The 18,384-nt window shown below is 63.6% G+C and carries 20 protein-coding genes; 11 read left to right on the top strand and 9 right to left on the bottom strand.

The genetic code is table 11. From position 1 onward, the window contains the following. Positions 1–58: 58 nt before the first annotated feature. Positions 59–1,465 (bottom strand): DNA repair protein RadA, encoded by a 1,407-nt coding sequence (gene radA, locus JI748_RS08455; RefSeq protein ID WP_201636803.1) that lies wholly within the window; start codon positions 1,463–1,465, stop codon positions 59–61. 448 nt (positions 1,466–1,913) lie between these two features. Here radA and JI748_RS08450 point away from each other — a divergent pair, with 448 nt between their 5' ends. Then, positions 1,914–2,105 (top strand): hypothetical protein, encoded by a 192-nt coding sequence (locus tag JI748_RS08450; RefSeq protein ID WP_164535213.1) that lies wholly within the window; start codon positions 1,914–1,916, stop codon positions 2,103–2,105. A 12-nt stretch (positions 2,106–2,117) separates the two neighbouring features. Then, positions 2,118–2,279, top strand: coding sequence for a hypothetical protein (locus JI748_RS08445; protein ID WP_201636801.1), 162 nt, complete (start codon positions 2,118–2,120; stop codon positions 2,277–2,279). Here JI748_RS08445 and alr read toward each other — a convergent pair whose 3' ends face one another. Together alr and JI748_RS08435 are read right to left on the bottom strand one after the other, a co-directional pair. Then, on the bottom strand, positions 2,280–3,407 hold the full coding sequence (gene alr, locus JI748_RS08440; RefSeq protein ID WP_201636799.1) for an alanine racemase: 1,128 nt from the start codon (positions 3,405–3,407) through the stop codon (positions 2,280–2,282). A 2-nt stretch (positions 3,408–3,409) separates the two neighbouring features. Next, a complete protein-coding gene (locus JI748_RS08435) occupies positions 3,410–4,897 on the bottom strand; it encodes a replicative DNA helicase (protein WP_201636797.1) in 1,488 nt (495 codons plus the stop codon). Between the two features lie 243 nt (positions 4,898–5,140). Between JI748_RS08435 and JI748_RS08430 the strand changes: the two genes are divergently transcribed. Further along, entirely contained in the window at positions 5,141–6,619 is a 1,479-nt protein-coding gene (locus JI748_RS08430) for a phospholipase D-like domain-containing protein (RefSeq protein ID WP_233280643.1), read from the top strand. Between the two features lie 36 nt (positions 6,620–6,655). Here the strand turns inward: JI748_RS08430 and rplI are convergent, their stop codons facing one another. The 3 genes from rplI to rpsF form a co-directional block, all read right to left on the bottom strand. After that, entirely contained in the window at positions 6,656–7,222 is a 567-nt protein-coding gene (gene rplI, locus JI748_RS08425; RefSeq protein WP_201636795.1) for a 50S ribosomal protein L9, read from the bottom strand. 89 nt (positions 7,223–7,311) lie between these two features. Further along, positions 7,312–7,566, bottom strand: a complete 255-nt coding sequence (rpsR, locus tag JI748_RS08420; protein WP_067450285.1) for a 30S ribosomal protein S18 — start codon at positions 7,564–7,566, stop codon at positions 7,312–7,314. Between the two features lie 19 nt (positions 7,567–7,585). Then, positions 7,586–7,987 (bottom strand): 30S ribosomal protein S6, encoded by a 402-nt coding sequence (gene rpsF, locus JI748_RS08415; protein ID WP_164535218.1) that lies wholly within the window; start codon positions 7,985–7,987, stop codon positions 7,586–7,588. 309 nt (positions 7,988–8,296) lie between these two features. Here rpsF and JI748_RS08410 point away from each other — a divergent pair, with 309 nt between their 5' ends. The 8 genes from JI748_RS08410 (at position 8,297) to JI748_RS08375 (ending at position 15,408) form a co-directional block, all read left to right on the top strand. Continuing rightward, positions 8,297–8,629 carry a hypothetical protein gene (locus tag JI748_RS08410; RefSeq protein WP_201636793.1) on the top strand — a complete coding sequence of 111 codons (333 nt, stop codon included), beginning with the start codon at positions 8,297–8,299 and terminating at the stop codon, positions 8,627–8,629. A gap of 120 nt (positions 8,630–8,749) precedes the next feature. After that, on the top strand, positions 8,750–9,700 hold the full coding sequence (gene fabD, locus JI748_RS08405) for an ACP S-malonyltransferase (RefSeq protein WP_201636791.1): 951 nt from the start codon (positions 8,750–8,752) through the stop codon (positions 9,698–9,700). A 34-nt stretch (positions 9,701–9,734) separates the two neighbouring features. Continuing rightward, complete coding sequence (gene fabG, locus JI748_RS08400; protein ID WP_201636789.1) at positions 9,735–10,472, top strand: 3-oxoacyl-[acyl-carrier-protein] reductase; 738 nt, start codon at positions 9,735–9,737, stop codon at positions 10,470–10,472. Positions 10,473–10,682: 210 nt separating this feature from the next. Then, the gene (locus tag JI748_RS08395; RefSeq protein ID WP_092424318.1) at positions 10,683–10,919 is read left to right on the top strand and encodes an acyl carrier protein; all 237 of its coding nucleotides are present in this window, start codon (positions 10,683–10,685) and stop codon (positions 10,917–10,919) included. A gap of 28 nt (positions 10,920–10,947) precedes the next feature. Next, on the top strand, positions 10,948–12,210 hold the full coding sequence (gene fabF, locus JI748_RS08390; RefSeq protein WP_201637148.1) for a beta-ketoacyl-ACP synthase II: 1,263 nt from the start codon (positions 10,948–10,950) through the stop codon (positions 12,208–12,210). Positions 12,211–12,348: 138 nt separating this feature from the next. After that, a complete protein-coding gene (gene mltG, locus JI748_RS08385) occupies positions 12,349–13,455 on the top strand; it encodes an endolytic transglycosylase MltG (RefSeq protein WP_201636787.1) in 1,107 nt (368 codons plus the stop codon). A gap of 79 nt (positions 13,456–13,534) precedes the next feature. Next, entirely contained in the window at positions 13,535–14,173 is a 639-nt protein-coding gene (gmk, locus tag JI748_RS08380) for a guanylate kinase (protein ID WP_201636785.1), read from the top strand. After that, positions 14,173–15,408, top strand: a complete 1,236-nt coding sequence (locus tag JI748_RS08375) for an MFS transporter (RefSeq protein ID WP_201636783.1) — start codon at positions 14,173–14,175, stop codon at positions 15,406–15,408. The genes gmk and JI748_RS08375 overlap by 1 nt, the downstream gene beginning before the upstream one ends. A 128-nt stretch (positions 15,409–15,536) precedes the next feature. Here the strand turns inward: JI748_RS08375 and rsmA are convergent, their stop codons facing one another. The 3 genes from rsmA to JI748_RS08360 form a co-directional block, all read right to left on the bottom strand. Further along, positions 15,537–16,379, bottom strand: a complete 843-nt coding sequence (rsmA, locus tag JI748_RS08370) for a 16S rRNA (adenine(1518)-N(6)/adenine(1519)-N(6))-dimethyltransferase RsmA (protein WP_201636782.1) — start codon at positions 16,377–16,379, stop codon at positions 15,537–15,539. Then, positions 16,376–17,356 carry a 4-hydroxythreonine-4-phosphate dehydrogenase PdxA gene (pdxA, locus tag JI748_RS08365; RefSeq protein ID WP_201636780.1) on the bottom strand — a complete coding sequence of 327 codons (981 nt, stop codon included), beginning with the start codon at positions 17,354–17,356 and terminating at the stop codon, positions 16,376–16,378. Before pdxA ends, rsmA begins: the two co-directional genes overlap by 4 nt. 77 nt (positions 17,357–17,433) lie before the next feature. Further along, positions 17,434–18,324, bottom strand: a complete 891-nt coding sequence (locus JI748_RS08360; protein ID WP_201636778.1) for a peptidylprolyl isomerase — start codon at positions 18,322–18,324, stop codon at positions 17,434–17,436. Positions 18,325–18,384: the final 60 nt, after the last annotated feature.

Genomic DNA, 18,384 nt, shown 5'->3' with positions numbered 1-18,384 from the left:
CCCGGCCTGCCAAGGGCGGGGCAGGGCAGGAGCAACGATGTCCCCGGAAACCGTTCGTTTACCATGCGTCGGGCTCAGGCTCCGGCATCGGCCGCTTGCCGGCCGCGGCGATGCTGCTGACCATGTCGGCGAGCTGACCATATTCGGTAACATCGAGCGCGCTGTTGCGATCGGCATTGCCGAGCTTGCCGGTGACTACCGAGCCGAAGCCGAGCTTTTGCGCCTCGCGCAGGCGCAGCGAACCATGCACCACGGGCCGCACGCCGCCAGCCAGCGAGATTTCGCCGAAATACACGGCGTCGGCGGGGAGGGGCGAACCGGTGAGCGAAGAGATCAGCGCCGCGGCGACCGCGAGGTCGGCAGCCGGTTCGTTGATTTTGAGCCCGCCGGCAACGTTGAGATAAATGTCATTGGCGCCGATGCGGACGCCGCAGCGGGTTTCGAGAACTGCCAGAACCATGGAGAGGCGCGAGGAATCCCAGCCCACCACGGCGCGTCGCGGCGTGCCGAGGGGAGAAGGCGCGACCAAGGCCTGGATTTCGATCAGCAGCGGCCTCGTGCCTTCCATGCCGGCGAAGACGGCGGAGCCCGCGGCGTCCTTGTCGCGCTGGTCAAGAAACAGGGCCGAGGGGTTGGCAACCTGTTCGAGGCCGCGCTCGGTCATGGCGAAGACGCCGATCTCGTCGGTGGCGCCGTAGCGGTTTTTAACGCCGCGAAGGATGCGGAACGTGTGGCTCGAATCGCCTTCGAAATAGAGCACGGCATCGACCATGTGCTCGACGACGCGCGGACCAGCGATCTGACCGTCCTTGGTGACGTGGCCGACAAGGACGACCGCGGCGCCGCTTTTCTTGGCAAAGCGGGTCAGCGCCTGGGCCGAGGTGCGCACCTGGGTCACGGTGCCGGGCGCCGAGTCGACGCGGTCGGTCCAAAGCGTCTGGATCGAATCGATGATGACGAGATCGGGCGGGGCTCCGTTTTCGAGCGTTGCGAGAATGATTTCGACATTGGTTTCGGCGGCGAGCAGCACATCGGCTTCGCCGAGCCCCAGCCGCTGTGCGCGCAGCCGCACCTGAGCCACCGCTTCTTCACCTGAGACATAAACGACGCGCTTGCCCTTGTTGGCCAGAGCGGCCGCCGATTGCAGCAAAAGCGTCGATTTGCCGATCCCTGGATCGCCGCCGACCAGGAGGGCGGAGCCTTTGACGAAGCCGCCGCCGGTGACGCGATCGAGCTCGGCAAGGCCGGTGACGACGCGGGCAGCGCTTTCCGTTTCGCCGGACAGCGGCACGAGATTGGCCGGGCGGCCATTGGACTTAGCGGCCTTTGGACCCGCGCCGACGCCGGAATCGACCAGTTCCTCGACAATGGTGTTCCACTCGCCGCAAGCATCGCACCGCCCCTGCCAGCGCGTGGTGACCGCACCGCAGGATTGGCAAACAAAGGTCGAGCGGGTTTTGGCCAAGGGGCGGATCCTGTTGTGGGTGGGGTGATTTAGCCGAGGCCGTGGAAGGGATGCAAGAACAAAAAGGGAACTGCAGACATGCTCTTGGGCCGGACGGCTGAACCTCCGGGTTTGCGGCAGATGATGGAGCCCCGAGACGGCTTTCGTCTCGTGAGTAGTTTAGTATGTGAGACGAAGCTCGTCTCGGGGCGCCGGGTTTTCTGGCAGGCAGCGTCTTAGGGGATGATTACTCAAGCCCCGTCCGCGGACCCAGGATCCTCAACGATAAAGACCCTTCCCGACTGTCGCCGGACGGTTGATCGTTGCAACCCCATCTCCATCCGGCTGATGCGGGGGAGATTAGCGCATGGCGGGGTGGGCGGGGATAAAGAGGATATGGGCAGAGCTCATGAGCCATGGAACCCGCTTACCCGGCGCGGATTGAAGCTCCAGCAATCGGAGCTTTGCCATGAATCGAAACGTCATCATCGCCATTGTCGTCGCTGTCGTGGTGGTCATCTTTGTGGGCGTGGTGTTCACGTCCAACAATCAGGCGCCCAATGCCGACGGCGCTGCGACGGCAAACAGTGCTGCCGAACAGAGCGCGCTGCCCGCCGGCAAGGCCGGTGAACCGGCCGAAACCACCGGCAACAATCCGTAACGGGAGGCCGAGATGGCTGAAAAACGCCGGGAAGACCGGGGCGTTGCCCGCATCGTCATCATCGCCTTCGTGGTGGCTCTGATCGCGGCGATCGCCTGGGTGATCATCCAGCAAAGCGGCGTGCTACCCGGCGATACGGGCGAAGACACGCCTGCGGTCAGCACGTCGAACTAGCTATTCGGGCAGTTCGCCGGTGCCGACATAGTTGCGCGAGTAGCGGCCCTTGAGGCTCGTGAGCAGCTCATATCCGATGGTGCCGCCGGCATCGGCCTGATCATCGACGCTGACATTGGGCCCGAACACTTCGGCGCCCTCACCGGGGCTGGGCAGATCGCCGCCGAGGTCGGTGACGTCGACGATGGTCAGGTCCATCGAAATACGGCCGATGATGGGGCAGACCCTGCCGCGAATGAAGACCTTGCCGCCGGGGCGCGAATTGCTGCCCGATAGGGAGCGCAGGAGCCCATCGGCATAGCCATAGCCGAGGACCGCCAGCTTACTGGTGCGGTTGAGGGTGTAGTTGGCGCCATAGCCCACTGTTTCGCCGATGCGCCCATCGGTGATCTGGAGGATGGGCACGTGCAACGTCACCACCGGGGCCATCGGGTTCTTGCGGCCGCTCACGGCGCGTCCGCCGAACAAGGCGATGCCGGGGCGAACCATCTGGAAATGGTAGTCGCGGCCCGTCATCAGGCCCGCCGAGTTGGCGAGTGACGCGGGGATGCCGGGGAACTGCGAGATGACCGAGCCGAACAGCGCCAGCTGGGTGCGGTTCTTCTCGTGGTTGGGCTGGTCGGCGCAGGCAAGGTGGCTCATCACCATCTGCGGGGCATAGCCGAGGCGCTCGATGCGCTCCCGCACCTGGCCCGCTTCGCTGAGCCTGAACCCCAGCCGATTGATGCCGGTGTCGAAATGAAAGCCCGCCGGATAGGCCTCGTTGCGCTCGACGCATTTGGCCAGCCATTCCTCCAGCATCGGAATGGAGGACAATACCGGCATGAGGTTCTGGCGGATGTAGAGATTGGCCGCGCCCGGATAGAGCCCATAGAGCACGAAGATATGGGCGTCGGGGACGGCAGCGCGAACCGCCATGCCCTCGTCCGGTGTCGCGACAAAGAAGAAGCGGGCGCCGGCGGCGTGGAGTGCCTTGGAGGCCATGTCGATGCCGGTGCCATAGGCGTCGGCCTTGACCACGGCAGCCGTCAGGGCGCCGGCGCTGACCTTGTCCAGCGCACGCCAATTGCGGGCGAGGGCGCCCAGGTCGATGCTCAGTTGGCCACCAAGGCCGGAAGTCGGCGTCATTGCTATTCCATGCGTTCAGGCAGATAATCTGCCCGAGCAAGGTTACCAAAGCGGGTAAACTGCGCCTCAAAGCTCAGCTGCACCGTGCCGGTGGGACCGTGGCGCTGCTTGGCGATGATCACTTCCGCCTTGCCATGCACCTTTTCCATTTCCCCCTGCCAGGTGAGGTGCTCGGGCGTGCCCTCTTTGGGTTCCTTGTTCTTGAGATAGTACTCTTCGCGGTAAACGAAAAGCACCACGTCCGCGTCCTGCTCGATAGAACCGGATTCGCGCAAGTCCGCCAGCTGCGGATGCTTGTCGTCGCGCGCTTCGACCTGTCGGGATAGCTGGGACAAGGCGATCACCGGAATTTCGAGCTCCTTGGCCAGCGCCTTGAGCGTCGTCGTGATCTCGGTCAGCTCCTGCACGCGGTTCTGGCTCGAGGCTTTCGACGAGCCCGAGAGCAGTTGCAGGTAGTCGATTACCAGCATGTCGAGCCCCTTCTGCCGCTTGAGGCGGCGGGCGCGGGCGGCAAGCTGGGCGACGGAAATGCCACCGGTATCGTCGATATAGAGCGGTAGTCGGCTCATCATGTTGGAGACGTCGACAAGCTTGGAAAACTGCGAATCGTGGATGCGGCCGCGGCGGATGTCGGAGGAGGAAATCTCGGCCTGCTCGGCAAGAATACGCGTCGCCAGCTGTTCCGAACTCATTTCGAGGCTGAAGAAGCCGACAATGCCACCATCGACTGTCTTGTTGTGGCCGTCCGGCGTCACCTCGCCGCGCCAGGCCTTGGCGACGTTGAAAGCGATATTGGTGACGAGCGAGGTCTTGCCCATGGCCGGGCGGCCGGCAAGGATGATCAAGTCGGAGCGCTGCAGGCCGCCCATCTGCCGGTCGAGATCATGCAGATCAGTGGCAACGCCGGACAGGCCGCCGTCGCGCTGAAAGGCTTCGCCGGCCATCTGGATGGACGCGTTGAGCGCAGCTCCGAAATTCTGGAAGCCACCGTCGTAGCGGCCCTTTTCGGCCAGCTGGAAGAGCTCGCCTTCGACCTTTTCGATCTGCTTGACCGGGGTCATGTCGACGTCGCTGCTGTCATAGGCGACGCTGACCATTTCCTCGCCCACCTGGATCAGGTTGCGGCGGATGGCGAGATCGTAGATTGCCTGACCGTAGTCGGCAGCGTTGATGACAGTCGTCGCTTCTGCCGCCAGACGCGACAGGTACTGCATCATGGTGACGTCGGGCAGCAGCTGGTCAGGCAGGTGGGTCTTGAGCGTTGCCGGTTCCGCTGCCTTGCCAGCGCGAATGATCTTGCCGGCAAGCTCGAAGATCTCGCGATGGATCGGCTCGTAGAAATGCTCCGGCATCAGGAAATCGGCTACGCGGTAGAAGGCGTCGTTGTTGATCAGGATCGCGCCCAGCAGCGCCTGCTCCACATCCACGTTGTGGGGCGCGATGCGGAACGACTTTTCTTCGGCCGGATGAAGGCGCGCGATCTCTGCCATCGGATTCCTCGGGAGGCTGTTAACCTTTCTTAACCACGCAAGCGTGGCATGAGTCTCGGCATAGCGGGCCAAGGGTTAACACCATCTTTGGCCGCCTGTGGACAGCGGGGACAATGGGGATTTCTAGCAGACAGAAGAAACAAGAACAAGCCGTGAACGAAAGGCTCCCGCGGCCTGCTTGGAACCGCGCATGCCCGTCGCAGGTTTCTGTGCCCAAGCGTCAACCCCATCTCCGGAGCCGAATTGGCCGACCTACGTTTCACGCCGGGCCAAAACTGCATGGCCGCTACCACTGCGGACCGCTTCTCCGTTATTGTCGATGCTGAAGATTATTTCCGCCACGCACGCGATGTCATGGTGCGCGCGCAGCGTCGCATCACTCTGGTCGGCTGGGACTTCGATGCCCGAATAACGCTGGGCAACAATGCGGCGGATGGCGGTCCGGCCGATCTCGGCAACTTCATCCTCTGGCTGGTGAAGCGCAATCCCGAACTCGAAATCTTCCTGCTGCAATGGGATTTCGGCATCATCACCACGGCCAAGCGCGGCACGACACTGATCAAGCTCTGGCAATGGCTGCGCCATAAGCGCATTCATGTGAAATTCGATAGTGCCCACCCCACCGGCGCATCGCACCACCAGAAGATCATCCTGATCGACGACGCCATGGCTTTTGTCGGCGGCATCGACATGACCGGCGCCCGCTGGGACACCCGCGAGCACCGGCACGAAGATCCGCGCCGCCGCCGTCCGACGACGCGCCGGCCCTATAAGCCATGGCACGATGTCACCACCGCGGTAACCGGACCCATCGTCAGCGCCGTTGTCGATCTGGTGCAAGATCGCTGGGGGCGGGCAGGGGTAGCAGCGTTTCAGCCGATCAGCGATGGCGTGGCGCTGTGGCCGGAAGGACTGGAGATCGACTTCGCCGATGTCGACATCGCCATTTCCCGGACGGCGCCGAAGATCGAGGACTACCAGCCGATCCTTGAGGTGGAAAAGCTCTGGCTCGACCAGATCGCGACGGCCAAAAACCTCATCTATATCGAGAGCCAGTATTTTGCGTCGCGCGCCATCGTCTCGGCCATGGCCAAGCGGCTGCAGGAGCAGGATGGGCCCGAAATCGTGGTCATCAACCCCGATACCGCCGATGGCTGGCTGCAGCCATTGGCGATGGACACGGCGCGGGCAAGGCTCTTCACCTGGATAAAGCGCGCCGACAAGTTCGACCGGCTGCGGCTTTACCATCCGGTCGGCTTGGGCGGTGAGGCGATCTATGTGCATGCCAAGGCCCTGGTGGCGGACGACACCGTGCTTAAGGTCGGATCCTCCAACATCAACAACCGCTCGCTGCGGCTCGATACCGAATGCGACATCACCATTGTCGCCGACGCCGATGATGAGGCCGTCCGGCGCGAGATCGCCTGGACCCGCAACGACCTGTTGGGCGAGCATCTGGGCGTCACCGCCGAAGCGGTAGCAGCGCGGCTTGCCGAGACGGGATCGCTGATCAAGACGATTGAAACATTGCGGGGGACGGGCCGGACGCTGCGCGACTACCAAGTGCCCGAGCTCAACGACATCGAAAAGTGGCTTGCCGACAACGAAGTGCTCGATCCTGAAGGACCCGAGGAAATGTTCGAGCCGCTATCGCAGCGCGGACTGATGCGCGGCTTCCTCAAGCGCTTTGCGAGAAAGCCCAAAGCAAAAGGCCGGGCGTAAACCCGGCCTTCGCATGATCGGCACAGCTCGAAGAGATCAGTCTTCGAAGCGGTCGTCGGCAGCCGCGTCGGCCTGGCCGGCGGCGAAATCGCCACCTTCGTCGGCTTCAAACGTGTGGACGGTAACGTCCTCGCCTTCGGCCTGACGGGCTGCTTCATCGGGCGAACGGGCGACGTTGACGGTGATCGAGACCGAAACTTCCGCATGCAGGTTCAGCGGCACGGTGTGCACGCCGACCGACTTGATCGCGTCGGCAAGGTCGACCTGGTTGCGCTGCACGGTGAAGCCATCGGCGGCCAGAGCCTCGACGATGTCACGAGCGGCGACCGAACCGTAGAGCTGGCCGGTTTCGCCAGCCTGGCGGATCATCACCACGGCATGGCCGTTGAGGCCTTCCGCGATGCCGGCGGCAGCGTTGCGGCGCTCTTCGTTGCGCTGTTCGATATGGGCGCGTTCGTTTTCGAAGCGCTTGCGGTTGGCTTCCGTGGCGCGCAGGGCCTTGCCCTGGGGCAGGAGGAAGTTACGGGCAAAACCGTCCTTGACGTTGATTTCGTCGCCGATGGTGCCGCTGCGGCCAACGCGCTCGAGCAGAATGACTTTCATTTGGGTATTCCTTGTGGCTGTCCCGCCGGATCGGCGGTTAGGAGCCGCGAACCATTCGCGACCCCAACAAGTCTCAGAAAGGCGAGGCCTTACTGGACGGCGTAGGGCATCAGGCCGATGAAACGGGCACGCTTGATGGCACGGGCCAGTTCACGCTGCTTCTTGGCAGAAACGGCGGTGATGCGGCTCGGCACGATCTTGCCGCGCTCGGAAACGTAGCGCGAAAGCAGGCGCACGTCCTTGTAGTCGATCTTTGGCGCGCCTTCGCCCGAGAACGGGCAGGTCTTGCGACGGCGCTGGAACGGGCGGCGAGCCTGGGAAGTGGTGAGGTCTTTGATTGCCATTTGCTAACGTTCCTTGTTCTTAGAAGCGGCGCGGACGGCGTTCGCCGGAGAAACCGCCACGGTCGCCACCGGGGCGGCCGCCATCACGGTCATCGCGATCGCGCTTCTGCATCATTGCCGACGGGCCTTCTTCCAGCTCGTCCACGCGCACGGTCATGAAGCGCAGGATGTCTTCATTGATGCGCATCTGGCGTTCCATTTCGGCAACGGCTGCCGGGGACGCTTCGATGTTGAGCAGGGTATAGTGAGCCTTGCGGTTCTTGCGGATGCGGTAGGAGAGACCCTTGAGGCCCCAATATTCGTTCTTGGTGACCTTGCCGCCGCCCTGGCCGAGAACTTCGCTCAGCTGCGTAGTCAGTTCTTCGACCTGCTGCTGGGAAACGTCCTGGCGAGCCAGATAGATGTGTTCGTAGAGGGCCATTGATGCGCCTTCCTTTCGAGTTGCACTCAGCCTTTCGTCGGCGCGGAGCCCCTCTGAAGCCGGAAAGGCGTCAAAGCAGTCTTGCAAAGAGCGGGAACACGGGAGGCCGGGTCAAAACCCTATTCGGCAAAAGCCAAACCCTCCGTTCAGCCCCCGGCCAAACGAATTGCTGGCGGTGCAATAAGCGCAAAACCGGTGGCAATCAAGCATAAAGCCAGCAGATCACGCGAATGCGCGACATCCTGACCCGGTCACGACTTCGCCTCATGGCGCGTTCAGACGATCACCGACACTCATAAAGGTCTGACCATGAACTTGAAAGCCTGGCTCTATCCCCTCGCAGTTCTCCCCGCACTCGCCCTTGCCGCCTGTGGCGACGATCCCGACGACGCCGTTTCCGTGCAGCGCCAGCCGGATGGTTCGTCGACGGTGCAGATCCAGGTGCCGAACGGGCAGCAGGCGATCGACGATCTGCGCAATGGCGCGGCTGACATGACGGCAGAGGCAAAGGTGCAGGCGGTGGCGGCGGCACGGGCAACGGCCGAAAATGCGGCGCGCTTGATTGGGCAGAGCGAGGCCGAGATCAAGGCGGCGGGCGATGACGCCGAACGCACCACGCGCGAAGCGCTCGGCCTTCAATAGCATCCAGTGTGGCGGCGCGAGGCGACCCGCCTTGACACCGCCACACAGTCCCGTTCAAACGCGCCGCAACTGGACAGGCCGGCATCGGCTTGTCAGATTGATCTAGAAGGGAGACGCGTCATGGCCAGCATGGCTTTCACATTTCCGGGCCAAGGCAGCCAGGCCGTTGGCATGGGCAAGGATCTGGCCGCGGCCTATCCCGAAGCGCGCGCCGTTTTCCAGGAGGTCGACGAAGCCCTGGGCCAGCGCCTTTCGGCCACCATGTTCGAAGGCCCCGAGGACATCCTGCGCCTGACCGAAAATGCCCAGCCGGCCCTGATGGCGGTGAGCATGGCCGTGATCCGGGTGCTCGAAGCCAAGGGCGTGACGCTCAATGACCATGCGCAGTTCGTTGCCGGTCATTCCTTGGGTGAATATTCCGCACTCTGCGCTGCCGGCACCTTCACGCTGACCGACGCAGCGCGCTTGCTGCGCACCCGCGGACAGGCCATGCAGAAGGCCGTGCCCGTGGGTCATGGCGCCATGGCGGCGCTGCTGGGGCTTGATCTGCAGACGGCTCAGGCCGTTGCAGCCGAAGCCGCTCAGGGCGAAGTTTGCGACGTCGCCAATGACAATGCGCCAGGCCAGGTCGTGGTCTCGGGCGGCACCGCCGCTGTCGAACGCGCGGTCGAGATCGCCAAGACCAAGGGCGCCAAGCGGGCCCTGCTGCTGCCGGTGAGCGCGCCCTTCCATTGTTCGCTGATGCAACCGGCCGCCGACGCCATGCAGGCGGCGCTTGCGGAAGTCGAGATGCAGGCGCCCGTGGTGCCGCTGGTGGCGAACGTTTTGGCCGTGCCGATCACCGACCCGGCCGAGATTCGCCACCACCTCGTGGCGCAGGTCACCGGCGTCGTGCGCTGGACCGAAAGCGTCACCTGGCTTGCAGGTCCTGGCGGCATCACCACGCTTGTCGAACTCGGCACGGGCAAGGTGCTGACCGGCCTTGCCAAGCGCATTGCGCCCGAAGTCACCGCACAGGCCATCGGTTCGCCTGCCGACATCGACGCTTTCGTCGCCTCGATCAATTCCTAAGCGCTTGAATCAGTGTCTGCAAAGGACCGCATAAATGTTTGATCTGACAGGTAAACGCGCTCTCGTCACCGGCGCCAGCGGCGGTATCGGCCGCGAGATCGCCAAGGCCCTGGCATCTGCCGGAGCGACGGTGGCGCTTTCAGGCACGCGCGTCGGCGCGCTGGAAGATACGGCCAAGGAGATCGGGAAAGACTGCCCGATCCTGCCGGCAAACCTCTCCAAGCTCGACGAGGTCGATAAGCTCGTGCCGGCCGCCGAACAGGCCATGGGCGGGCTCGATATCCTGGTCAACAATGCCGGCATGACGCGCGACAATCTCTTCATGCGCATGAAGGATGAGGAGTGGGATGACGTTATAGCCGTTAACCTGACTGCAGCCTTCCACCTCAACCGCGCCTGCCTTCGCGGCATGATGAAGCAGCGCTGGGGCCGTATTATCGGTATTTCCTCGGTGGTCGGCGTCACCGGCAATCCGGGGCAGGGGAACTATGCCGCCTCCAAGGCCGGGCTTATCGGCATGAACAAGGCGCTGGCCCATGAGGTGGCCTCGCGCAACATCACGGTGAACTCCATCGCGCCCGGCTTCATCGCCTCGGCAATGACCGACGAGCTCAACGACAAGCAGCGCGAAGCGATTCTGGGCACCGTGCCGATGAACCGCCTCGGCACGGCGCAGGAAATCGCTGCCTGCACCGTTTTCCTCGCCAGCGACGCGGCGGCCTACATCACGGGCCACACTCTTAACGTCAACGGCGGCATGGCGATGATCTGATCTGGGTGAAAGCCGCGCAAACCCTTTTGCGCGGCTGGTCTCGACCCATGAAACATGTTACGCCGCGCCGCGTTTACCCCTCCCGGACTGCTTGCGGGCGCAAAATAGGCCGCATAGATTGGTTCGGAAAGCCAAACTGCGCTTGATGAATTGGCGTCGCGCCAATAAGAAGCGAAACGAAACCTCGATTTCTAAAAAGGGAAGTCAAACATGAGCGATGTCGCTGATCGGGTCCGCAAGATCGTTGTGGAACACCTCAATGTGGATGCCGAGAAGGTCACCGAAAAGGCCAGCTTCATCGACGATCTGGGTGCCGATTCGCTCGATCAGGTCGAACTGGTGATGGCTTTCGAGGAAGAATTCTCGGTCGAAATCCCGGACGACGCTGCCGAGTCCATCCAGACCTTCGGCGATGCGGTCTCCTTCCTGACCAAGGCAACCAGCTGATTTTGGAGCTGGGCCGCTGACCATGGAATTGCGTCGAGTCGTTGTAACCGGTCTGGGGCTTGTCACGCCTCTTGGTTGCGGTGTTGAGCCCACCTGGGCCAACATCCTTGCCGGAAAGAGTGGCGCCAAGCGTATCGACGACTTCCAAGTCGACGACATTGCCTGCCAGATCGCCCACCGCATTCCGCTCGGGGACTATGCCGATGGCAAGTACAACCCCGACGAGTGGATGGAGGTCAAGGAGCAGCGCAAGGTCGACGATTTCATCGTCTATGCCATGGCAGCAGCGACCCAGGCCATTCAGGATGCCGGCGTCGAGCCCAAGACCCCCGAAGAGCAGGAGCGCACCGGCGTTCTGATCGGCTCGGGCATTGGCGGCATCGGCGGCATCTATGACGCGTCGATCACCCTTCACGAGAAGGGTCCGCGCCGCATCAGCCCGTTCTTTATTCCGGGCCGCCTGATCAACCTGGCCTCCGGCCAGGTCTCGATCCGCTTCGGGCTCAAGGGTCCGAACCACTCCGTTGTCACCGCCTGTTCGACCGGCGCGCACGCCATTGGCGATGCCGCGCGTCTAATCGCCTTGGGCGATGCCGACGTGATGGTTGCCGGCGGTACCGAGAGCTGCGTCAATCGCCTGTCGCTGGCCGGCTTTTCTGCCGCCCGCGCCATGTCGACCGGCTTCAACGACAATCCGACCGCTGCTTCCCGCCCCTATGACAAGGACCGCGATGGTTTCGTCATGGGCGAGGGCGCCGGCATTGTCGTGCTCGAAGACTACGAGCGCGCCAAGGCGCGTGGCGCCAAGATCTATGGCGAGATCATCGGCTATGGCCTCTCGGGCGATGCCTACCACATCACCGCTCCGGCACCCGACGGCAATGGCGGTTTCCGTGCGATGGAAGCCGCGCTTAAGCGCGCCGGCATTCCGGCCGCCGAGATCGACTACATCAACGCACACGGCACTTCGACGCCGCTTGGCGACGAGATCGAACTTGGCGCAGTGACCCGCCTCCTTGGCGATGCTGCACCCAAGGCAACCATGAGCTCGACCAAGTCCGCGATCGGCCACCTTCTGGGTGCTGCCGGTTCGGTCGAATCGATCTTCTGCCTTCTGGCCATGCGCGATGGCGTTGCGCCACCGACGCTCAACCTCGACAACCCGTCCGTCGAAACCGAGATCGATCTTGTGCCGCATGTGGCCAAGAAAAAAGAGATCAACGTCGCGCTCAACAACAGCTTCGGCTTTGGCGGCACCAACGCCACCCTGGTGATGCGCAAGATCAGCTAAGCGTTTTCCACGATTCAAGAGGGGCACATCGCTAGCCAAGCGATGTGCCCCTTGTTTTTGCCGACGCTTCGCCACAGTTTGGCGCCAGAAGACCAAATCAGTCGCGCTGAACGCGACCCAGGCTGGAAAAGCGCAGATATGAATGATCGCAAGGTTCGCCGTCGCCGGCGCTCGGGCAATGGCTTGGTAGATGTGCTCAATGCCTTCCTGACCCTGCTGGTCATTGGTCTGGTCGTGGTCGGGGGCGGCGCCTTCTTCGTCGCCTCGCAATATTACGGCGAAGGCCCCAATCCTGAGCAGCGCGTCTTCCGCGTCGAGTCGGGCAACGGGCTTTCGACCATCGCGCAGCGCCTCGAAGAGCAGGGTTTCGTCAGCAATTCTCTGATTTTCAGCCAGTTCGGCAGCCGGGTCGAAGACAGTTCGGTGGTCAAGGCCGGCGATTTCAACATCGCGGCCAATGCCAGCATGTCCGATATTCTCAAGGAACTCACCACCGGCAATCCGCTGCGCTATGCGGTGACCATCCCCGAAGGCTGGACCGTTTGGCAGGCGGTCGATCGCATCAACGACGACGACCAACTCACCGGCAGCATCGACCAGTTGCCGCAGGAAGGCTCGATCCTCCCCGGTTCCTATGACTATCTGCCGGGCGACACGCGCCAGTCGGTGCTCGACAAGATGCAAGTGGCCATGACGCAGGCACTTGCCGAAGTGTGGGAAACGCGCGAGCCCGATCTGCCGCTCGACTCGCCTGCGGAACTGCTGATTCTTGCCTCGATCGTCGAAAAGGAAACCGGCGTCGCGACCGAGCGCCCGCAGGTAGCCGCCGTCTTTGTCAATCGCCTGCGGGAAGGCATGCGCCTACAGTCCGACCCGACCATCATCTATGGCATTACCCTGGGCCAATCGACGCTCGATCGCGGTATACGCCGCTCCGAGATCGAGGCGCAGACGCCCTATAATACCTACCAGATCGACCGCCTGCCGCCGACGCCGATCGCTAATCCCGGCATCGATGCGCTACGCGCGGTCGCCAACCCGGACGAGCACGACTACCTCTACTTCGTCGCCAAGGGCGCGACGCCGCGCGAAGGCCACGTCTTTGCCGAGACCTATGCCGATCATCAGCAGAATGTCGCGCGCTACCGCGAGATTGCCGCCGAGGCTGCGGCGCAGTCCGAAGCCGAGGCCGAAACCGCGCGCCAGGCCCTGGAGGCCCAGGAAGCTGCCGACGCGCCGCAATAGCCACGCATTCGCCGCCTTGACCTCGGGGCGGCGATCGCGCAACTAAGCCAGCAGTTTCTTTCGAGCCAGAGTGCCTCCCATGGAATTTCAGCGCCGCGGCGTGATGCTGGTGATTGCGTCGCCATCGGGGGCCGGCAAGTCGTCGATCTCGCGCTCGCTGTTCGGCGCCGATCCCAATATCAAGCTCTCGGTTTCGGTGACCACCCGCGCCCGCCGCACCGACGAAGTGCATGGCAAGCACTACCATTTCATCGACGTCCCGACCTTCGAGAAAATGCGCCGCGATGGCGAACTGCTCGAATCCGCCGAAGTGCACGGCAATTTTTATGGCACGCCGCGCGCCTTGGTCGAGGAACAGCTCGCCGCCGGCAACGACATCCTTTTCGACGTCGACTACCAGGGCACGCTGCAGCTTTACGAAAAAGCGCGCGAGGACATGGTCACGGTCTTCATCCTGCCGCCCTCGATCAAGGAATTGCGCGCCCGTCTCGAGCGCCGCGCCCAGGATAGCGTCGGCACTATCGAAAAGCGGCTCAAGAATGCCCGCATCGAGATGGAGCATTTCCGCGAATACGACTACGTCATCGTCAACGAAGATCTCGAGCAGTCGGTCGCCCGCATGCGCTCAATCTTGTCTTCGGCCCGGCTGGAACGTGAGCGCCAGCTGAACCTTGAAAGCTTCGTGCGCGACCTGCAGAACCAGATCGGATCGGCGTGATGGAGGCGGCCGCGCCAGCCATCCGCCGCGGCACGCCCCAGTTCCTGCGGGCCAACATCGCCTTCTTTCTTGCCGCCTTTTCGGTGTTCGCCTCGCTCTATTCCGTGCAGCCGCTGCTGCCCATGTTCGCCCAATATTGGGTGCGCGACGCCGGTACGGCCTCGCTCGCGCTCTCGGCCACGACCGCGACCATGGCCGTCGCGCTGATCCCGGCCTCGATGCTCGCCGACCGCCTCGGCCGCCGTCGCCTTATCGTCGGCGCTCTCCTGACAACCGCAGCGCTCGGCATGTTGCTGCCCTTTACCCAGGTCTGGTGGCAGCTAATTACCCTTCGCACCCTGATGGGCATATCACTTGCCGGCGTACCGGCCGTCGCCATGGTCTATCTCTCCGAAGAAATGGACCCTGACGCGCTGGGGTTTTCCATGGGCCTTTATATTGGCGGCACCGCGCTTGGCGGCATGGCCGGTCGCGTCATTTCAGGCGTGCTCTCGGACTGGCTCGGCTGGCGGCTAGGCACCGGCATTCTCGCGGCCTTGATCGTCCTCGCCGCCATCGCCGTCGCTGTCCTCCTGCCGCAGCCGCGCGCCTTCCTCCGCGACCCGATCAGCCTTCGCGAACTGCTGCGCCGCTGCCGCGCGACCTTCCAGGACGCCGCGCTGCCCTGGCTTTTTGCCAGCGCTTTCCTCCTCATGGGCGGCTTCGTCACCCTCTACAACTATGCCGGCTTTCGCCTCGCACTGCCGCCATTCCTCCTCAGCCACTCGGCCATTGCCGCGATCTTTTTGGTCTATCTCCTCGGCAGCGCCAGCTCGACCTGGGCCGGCGGCCTGTCGCAGCGACTCGGCCGCCGCAAAGTGTTCTGGGCGCTGGTGGCGGTGATGGGCCTGGGGATGGCGATCACCGCCATTCCCTCCACCCCGGTCATCATCCTGGGCCTCGCCATCGCGACCATCGGCTTCTTCGCCGCCCACGGCATTGCCAGCGCCTGGGTCACACGACGCGCGCAGACGGGCAGGGCGCAGGCGTCGGCGATCTACCTCGTCTTCTATTATCTTGGCGCCAGTGTTTTGGGCACGCTCGGGGGCTATGCCTGGACGGCGTGGGGCTGGGCCGGGGTGTTGAGCGTGTGCGGCGGCGCCGCGGCCTTAGCGCTGCTGGTGGCGCTGCGGCTGGTGTTTGTTCAACCCCTCCCCACTCCAGAAGCCTCGGCTACTGCACCTCCCTCCCCTTGAGGGGGAGGACTGAGGGTGGGGTGGGGCCCCGGGAGCGGAGTTCTCGGCCCCACCCCACCCAGCTGCGCTAAGGCCTATCGGCGCCAAGCTTCGCTACCCTCCCCCTCCAGGGGAGGGAGAAGAGGGGACTACCTCAGCCCCGGCAGCGCCCGCGCCATTGCCAGAAATGCCTCGATCGGCAGCTCTTCGGCCCGTTCGTCACCCTCTAGCCCCGCCGCCTTCAGCAGGCCCTCGACCGGCACGCCGAGCGACTTCAGCGACTGCCGCACCATTTTGCGGCGCTGTCCGAAGGCAGCCCTGGTGACCTGTTCGACATGCTTGACCGGAAGGTCCGTTTCCACCGGCTTGGGCACAAGATGCACCACGGCGGAGGTGACGTTGGGCGGCGGCACAAAGGCCTGGCGCCCGACATTAAAGGCGATCCGCGCCTCGGTCCGCCAGCCGGCAAGGACGCCGAGGCGCCCATAAGCGTCGTCGCCCGGCTGCGCCACGATGCGCTCGGCCACTTCGCGCTGGAACATCAGCGTCAGGCTTTCGAAGAAGGGCGGCCACGGCTCCATGGTGAGCCAGCCCGTGAGCAACTGCGTGCCGATATTATAGGGCAGGTTGGCGATTATCCGCGTCGGGCCGTCGGCAAGAAGCGGGTAATCCATCTCCATGGCGTCGCCGGCAATGACCGTCAGCCGACCGGGATAGGCTTCGGCGATTTCGGCCAATGCCGGCAAGGCACGCGGGTCGCGTTCGATGGCGATGACCTCGCGCGCGCCTTCGGCAAGGAGGGCCCGCGTCAGCCCGCCCGGGCCCGGGCCCACCTCGATGACGCGCACGCCGTCGAGCGATCCACCGACCCGGGCAATACGCGCGGTAAGGTTGAGATCGAACAGAAAGTTCTGCCCCAGCTCCTTCTTGGCGCGCAGGCCGTGTGTAGCGATCACTTCGCGCAAGGGGGGAAGCTTGTCGATCTGGCTCATGGTTTTGTTGTCATTTCATCTGCCATCCGCAAGGCCGCGAGCATGCTTGCCGCCGAAGCCTTGCCTGTGCCCGCCAAGCCAAAGGCCGTACCATGATCGGGCGAGGTGCGCACGATGGGTAGGCCCAGCGTGACATTGACGCCGGCGTCGAAGGCAACGGTCTTGATCGGGATCAGCGCCTGATCGTGATACATGGCAAGCACCGCATCATATTGCCGCCAGTGCGGCGGATAAAACAACGTGTCGCCGGGCAGGGGGCCGACGGCGTCGATCCCGGCTGCCCGTGCCGCCTCGATAGCTGGCGCGATGATCTCCATGTCCTCGCGCCCGATGGCTCCGCCTTCCCCAGCATGGGGGTTTAGGCCAGACACGACGATGCGGGGATGCGCGACGCCGAACCGCGCCCGTAGGTCGCGCGCCATGACGCCGAGCGTTTCAAGGATCAACTCGCGATTGATCAGCGCCGGCACGTCCTTGAGCGGCACATGGATGGTCAGCGGCACGGTACGCAAATCCTCATGCGCCAGCATCATCACCGGCAGCGGTTCCTCGCCATCTTCGGCGCAGAGGGCGGCGAGAAACTCGGTATGGCCGGGATAGAAAAAGCCGGTCTCGTAGAGCGCACCCTTGTGGATCGGCGCTGTCACGACGGCGCGGCAATCGCCGGCAAGGGTCGCCGCCACCGCCTGCTCGATGGCGCGGATGACCACCGAGCCGGCGGGAACATGGACCTCGCCGGGCAGGTCGACCACGTCGCCGTCGATGTGGCGAACTGGCATGGCTTGGGCGAAATCGGACACGGCATCGGTGAAATGGAGGTCGAGTCCCAGCCGCTTGGCGCGCGAGGACAGAAAGCCCGCATGGCCGAAGACCATGAAGGGGGGCAGGGCCAGTTCGGCGCGCCGCGCGTAAAGCTGCAGGATCAAGTCGGGGCCGATGCCCGCCGGCTCGCCCATGCTCACGGCCAGTGGCACCATGGCCAGCCCCCAAACAGATGCAGCCGCGTCATGCCGCGGCTGCTGCAACAAGAAGGGCGGCCGCAGCCGCCCGGAGATTAGTTGTAGATGATCTTGGCCTGGGCGCGGAGCCGTTCGAGATAGGCCGCGGCCTGCTCTTCGTACGCGGCGCCACCAGCTTCTTCGCGCAACCCGCCCTTGACGAAGGTCAGGTCTTCCGCCTGAACTTTTTCGCAGACGGCCAACATGGAAACGCCAGTCTCGACTACGCGCGGCTTGCTGATGCCGCCGACATTGAGGCCGGCGAGTTCCTTGGCCAGAGCATCGGGCATCTGTGTCGCATGGCGCCGGCCGACATCGACGACGGCAACATCGTTGTAAGCCAGCGACAGGTCGACCGCGCTATCGCAGCCGGCAAAGCTGGCGCGATACTTGTTGGCCTGGGCCGAACGGCCGCCGCCCCCCACAAAGATTACTTCCTTGAGGATATAGTCGAAGTTCTGGAAATCCTGGACCTTTGCCGCAGCCTGCTGATCAAGATCGAGCTCGGAGATCTGCACCTGCGACATCACTGCCGTTTCGGCCACGCCGTTCCAGGCGATGGCAGCACGCAGGCGGTCCTGCAGCGTGGTGCTGTTGATGCCGCCCTGCTGCAAGAGATCGAGCAGCTTGTCACGGCTAAGCTGCATGTTGCGCGCGATCTGGAGAAGCGCGTCATCGACCTGTGCATTGGACACATTGATGCCCAGCCGCTTGGCCTCCTGCATCTGGATCGCTTCATCGATCAGCTGCTTTTGCGCACCGGCACGGCCGGTCTGATTGCCTTCCATGGTGAACAGGCGCAAGCGCTGGTCGACCTGCACGTCGGTGATCGGTTCGCCATTGACCGTAACCACGGTGGCAGCCATGGCAGCGCCCGCAGTGCTCATGGCCAGCACGGCCCCGATCAGGATGGCGCCGGTGGCGCGACGAAGATCTGCAAATTTCATGGCTTAGGTCTGCCCCTTACTCACGCCTTCAATGCGGCGTCCGCTCTTTGCTGTCAATTG

Source organism: Devosia rhizoryzae (assembly GCF_016698665.1).
Classification (GTDB): domain Bacteria; phylum Pseudomonadota; class Alphaproteobacteria; order Rhizobiales; family Devosiaceae; genus Devosia; species Devosia rhizoryzae.
This window is presented reverse-complemented; position numbering and strand designations above follow the sequence as displayed.

What these genes read in the sequence shown, in the direction of transcription:
- JI748_RS08450 (WP_164535213.1), top strand. Translation starts at nt 1,914, where the DNA reads ATGAATCGAAACGTCATCATCGCCATTGTCGTCGCTGTCGTGGTGGTC.
- JI748_RS08445 (WP_201636801.1), top strand. Translation starts at nt 2,118, where the DNA reads ATGGCTGAAAAACGCCGGGAAGACCGGGGCGTTGCCCGCATCGTCATC.
- alr (WP_201636799.1), bottom strand. Translation starts at nt 3,407, where the DNA reads ATGACGCCGACTTCCGGCCTTGGTGGCCAACTGAGCATCGACCTGGGC.
- JI748_RS08435 (WP_201636797.1), bottom strand. Translation starts at nt 4,897, where the DNA reads ATGGCAGAGATCGCGCGCCTTCATCCGGCCGAAGAAAAGTCGTTCCGC.
- rplI (WP_201636795.1), bottom strand. Translation starts at nt 7,222, where the DNA reads ATGAAAGTCATTCTGCTCGAGCGCGTTGGCCGCAGCGGCACCATCGGC.
- rpsR (WP_067450285.1), bottom strand. Translation starts at nt 7,566, where the DNA reads ATGGCAATCAAAGACCTCACCACTTCCCAGGCTCGCCGCCCGTTCCAG.
- rpsF (WP_164535218.1), bottom strand. Translation starts at nt 7,987, where the DNA reads ATGGCCCTCTACGAACACATCTATCTGGCTCGCCAGGACGTTTCCCAG.
- JI748_RS08410 (WP_201636793.1), top strand. Translation starts at nt 8,297, where the DNA reads ATGAACTTGAAAGCCTGGCTCTATCCCCTCGCAGTTCTCCCCGCACTC.
- fabD (WP_201636791.1), top strand. Translation starts at nt 8,750, where the DNA reads ATGGCCAGCATGGCTTTCACATTTCCGGGCCAAGGCAGCCAGGCCGTT.
- fabG (WP_201636789.1), top strand. Translation starts at nt 9,735, where the DNA reads ATGTTTGATCTGACAGGTAAACGCGCTCTCGTCACCGGCGCCAGCGGC.
- JI748_RS08395 (WP_092424318.1), top strand. Translation starts at nt 10,683, where the DNA reads ATGAGCGATGTCGCTGATCGGGTCCGCAAGATCGTTGTGGAACACCTC.
- mltG (WP_201636787.1), top strand. Translation starts at nt 12,349, where the DNA reads ATGAATGATCGCAAGGTTCGCCGTCGCCGGCGCTCGGGCAATGGCTTG.
- gmk (WP_201636785.1), top strand. Translation starts at nt 13,535, where the DNA reads ATGGAATTTCAGCGCCGCGGCGTGATGCTGGTGATTGCGTCGCCATCG.
- JI748_RS08375 (WP_201636783.1), top strand. Translation starts at nt 14,173, where the DNA reads ATGGAGGCGGCCGCGCCAGCCATCCGCCGCGGCACGCCCCAGTTCCTG.
- rsmA (WP_201636782.1), bottom strand. Translation starts at nt 16,379, where the DNA reads ATGAGCCAGATCGACAAGCTTCCCCCCTTGCGCGAAGTGATCGCTACA.
- pdxA (WP_201636780.1), bottom strand. Translation starts at nt 17,356, where the DNA reads ATGGTGCCACTGGCCGTGAGCATGGGCGAGCCGGCGGGCATCGGCCCC.
- JI748_RS08360 (WP_201636778.1), bottom strand. Translation starts at nt 18,324, where the DNA reads ATGAAATTTGCAGATCTTCGTCGCGCCACCGGCGCCATCCTGATCGGG.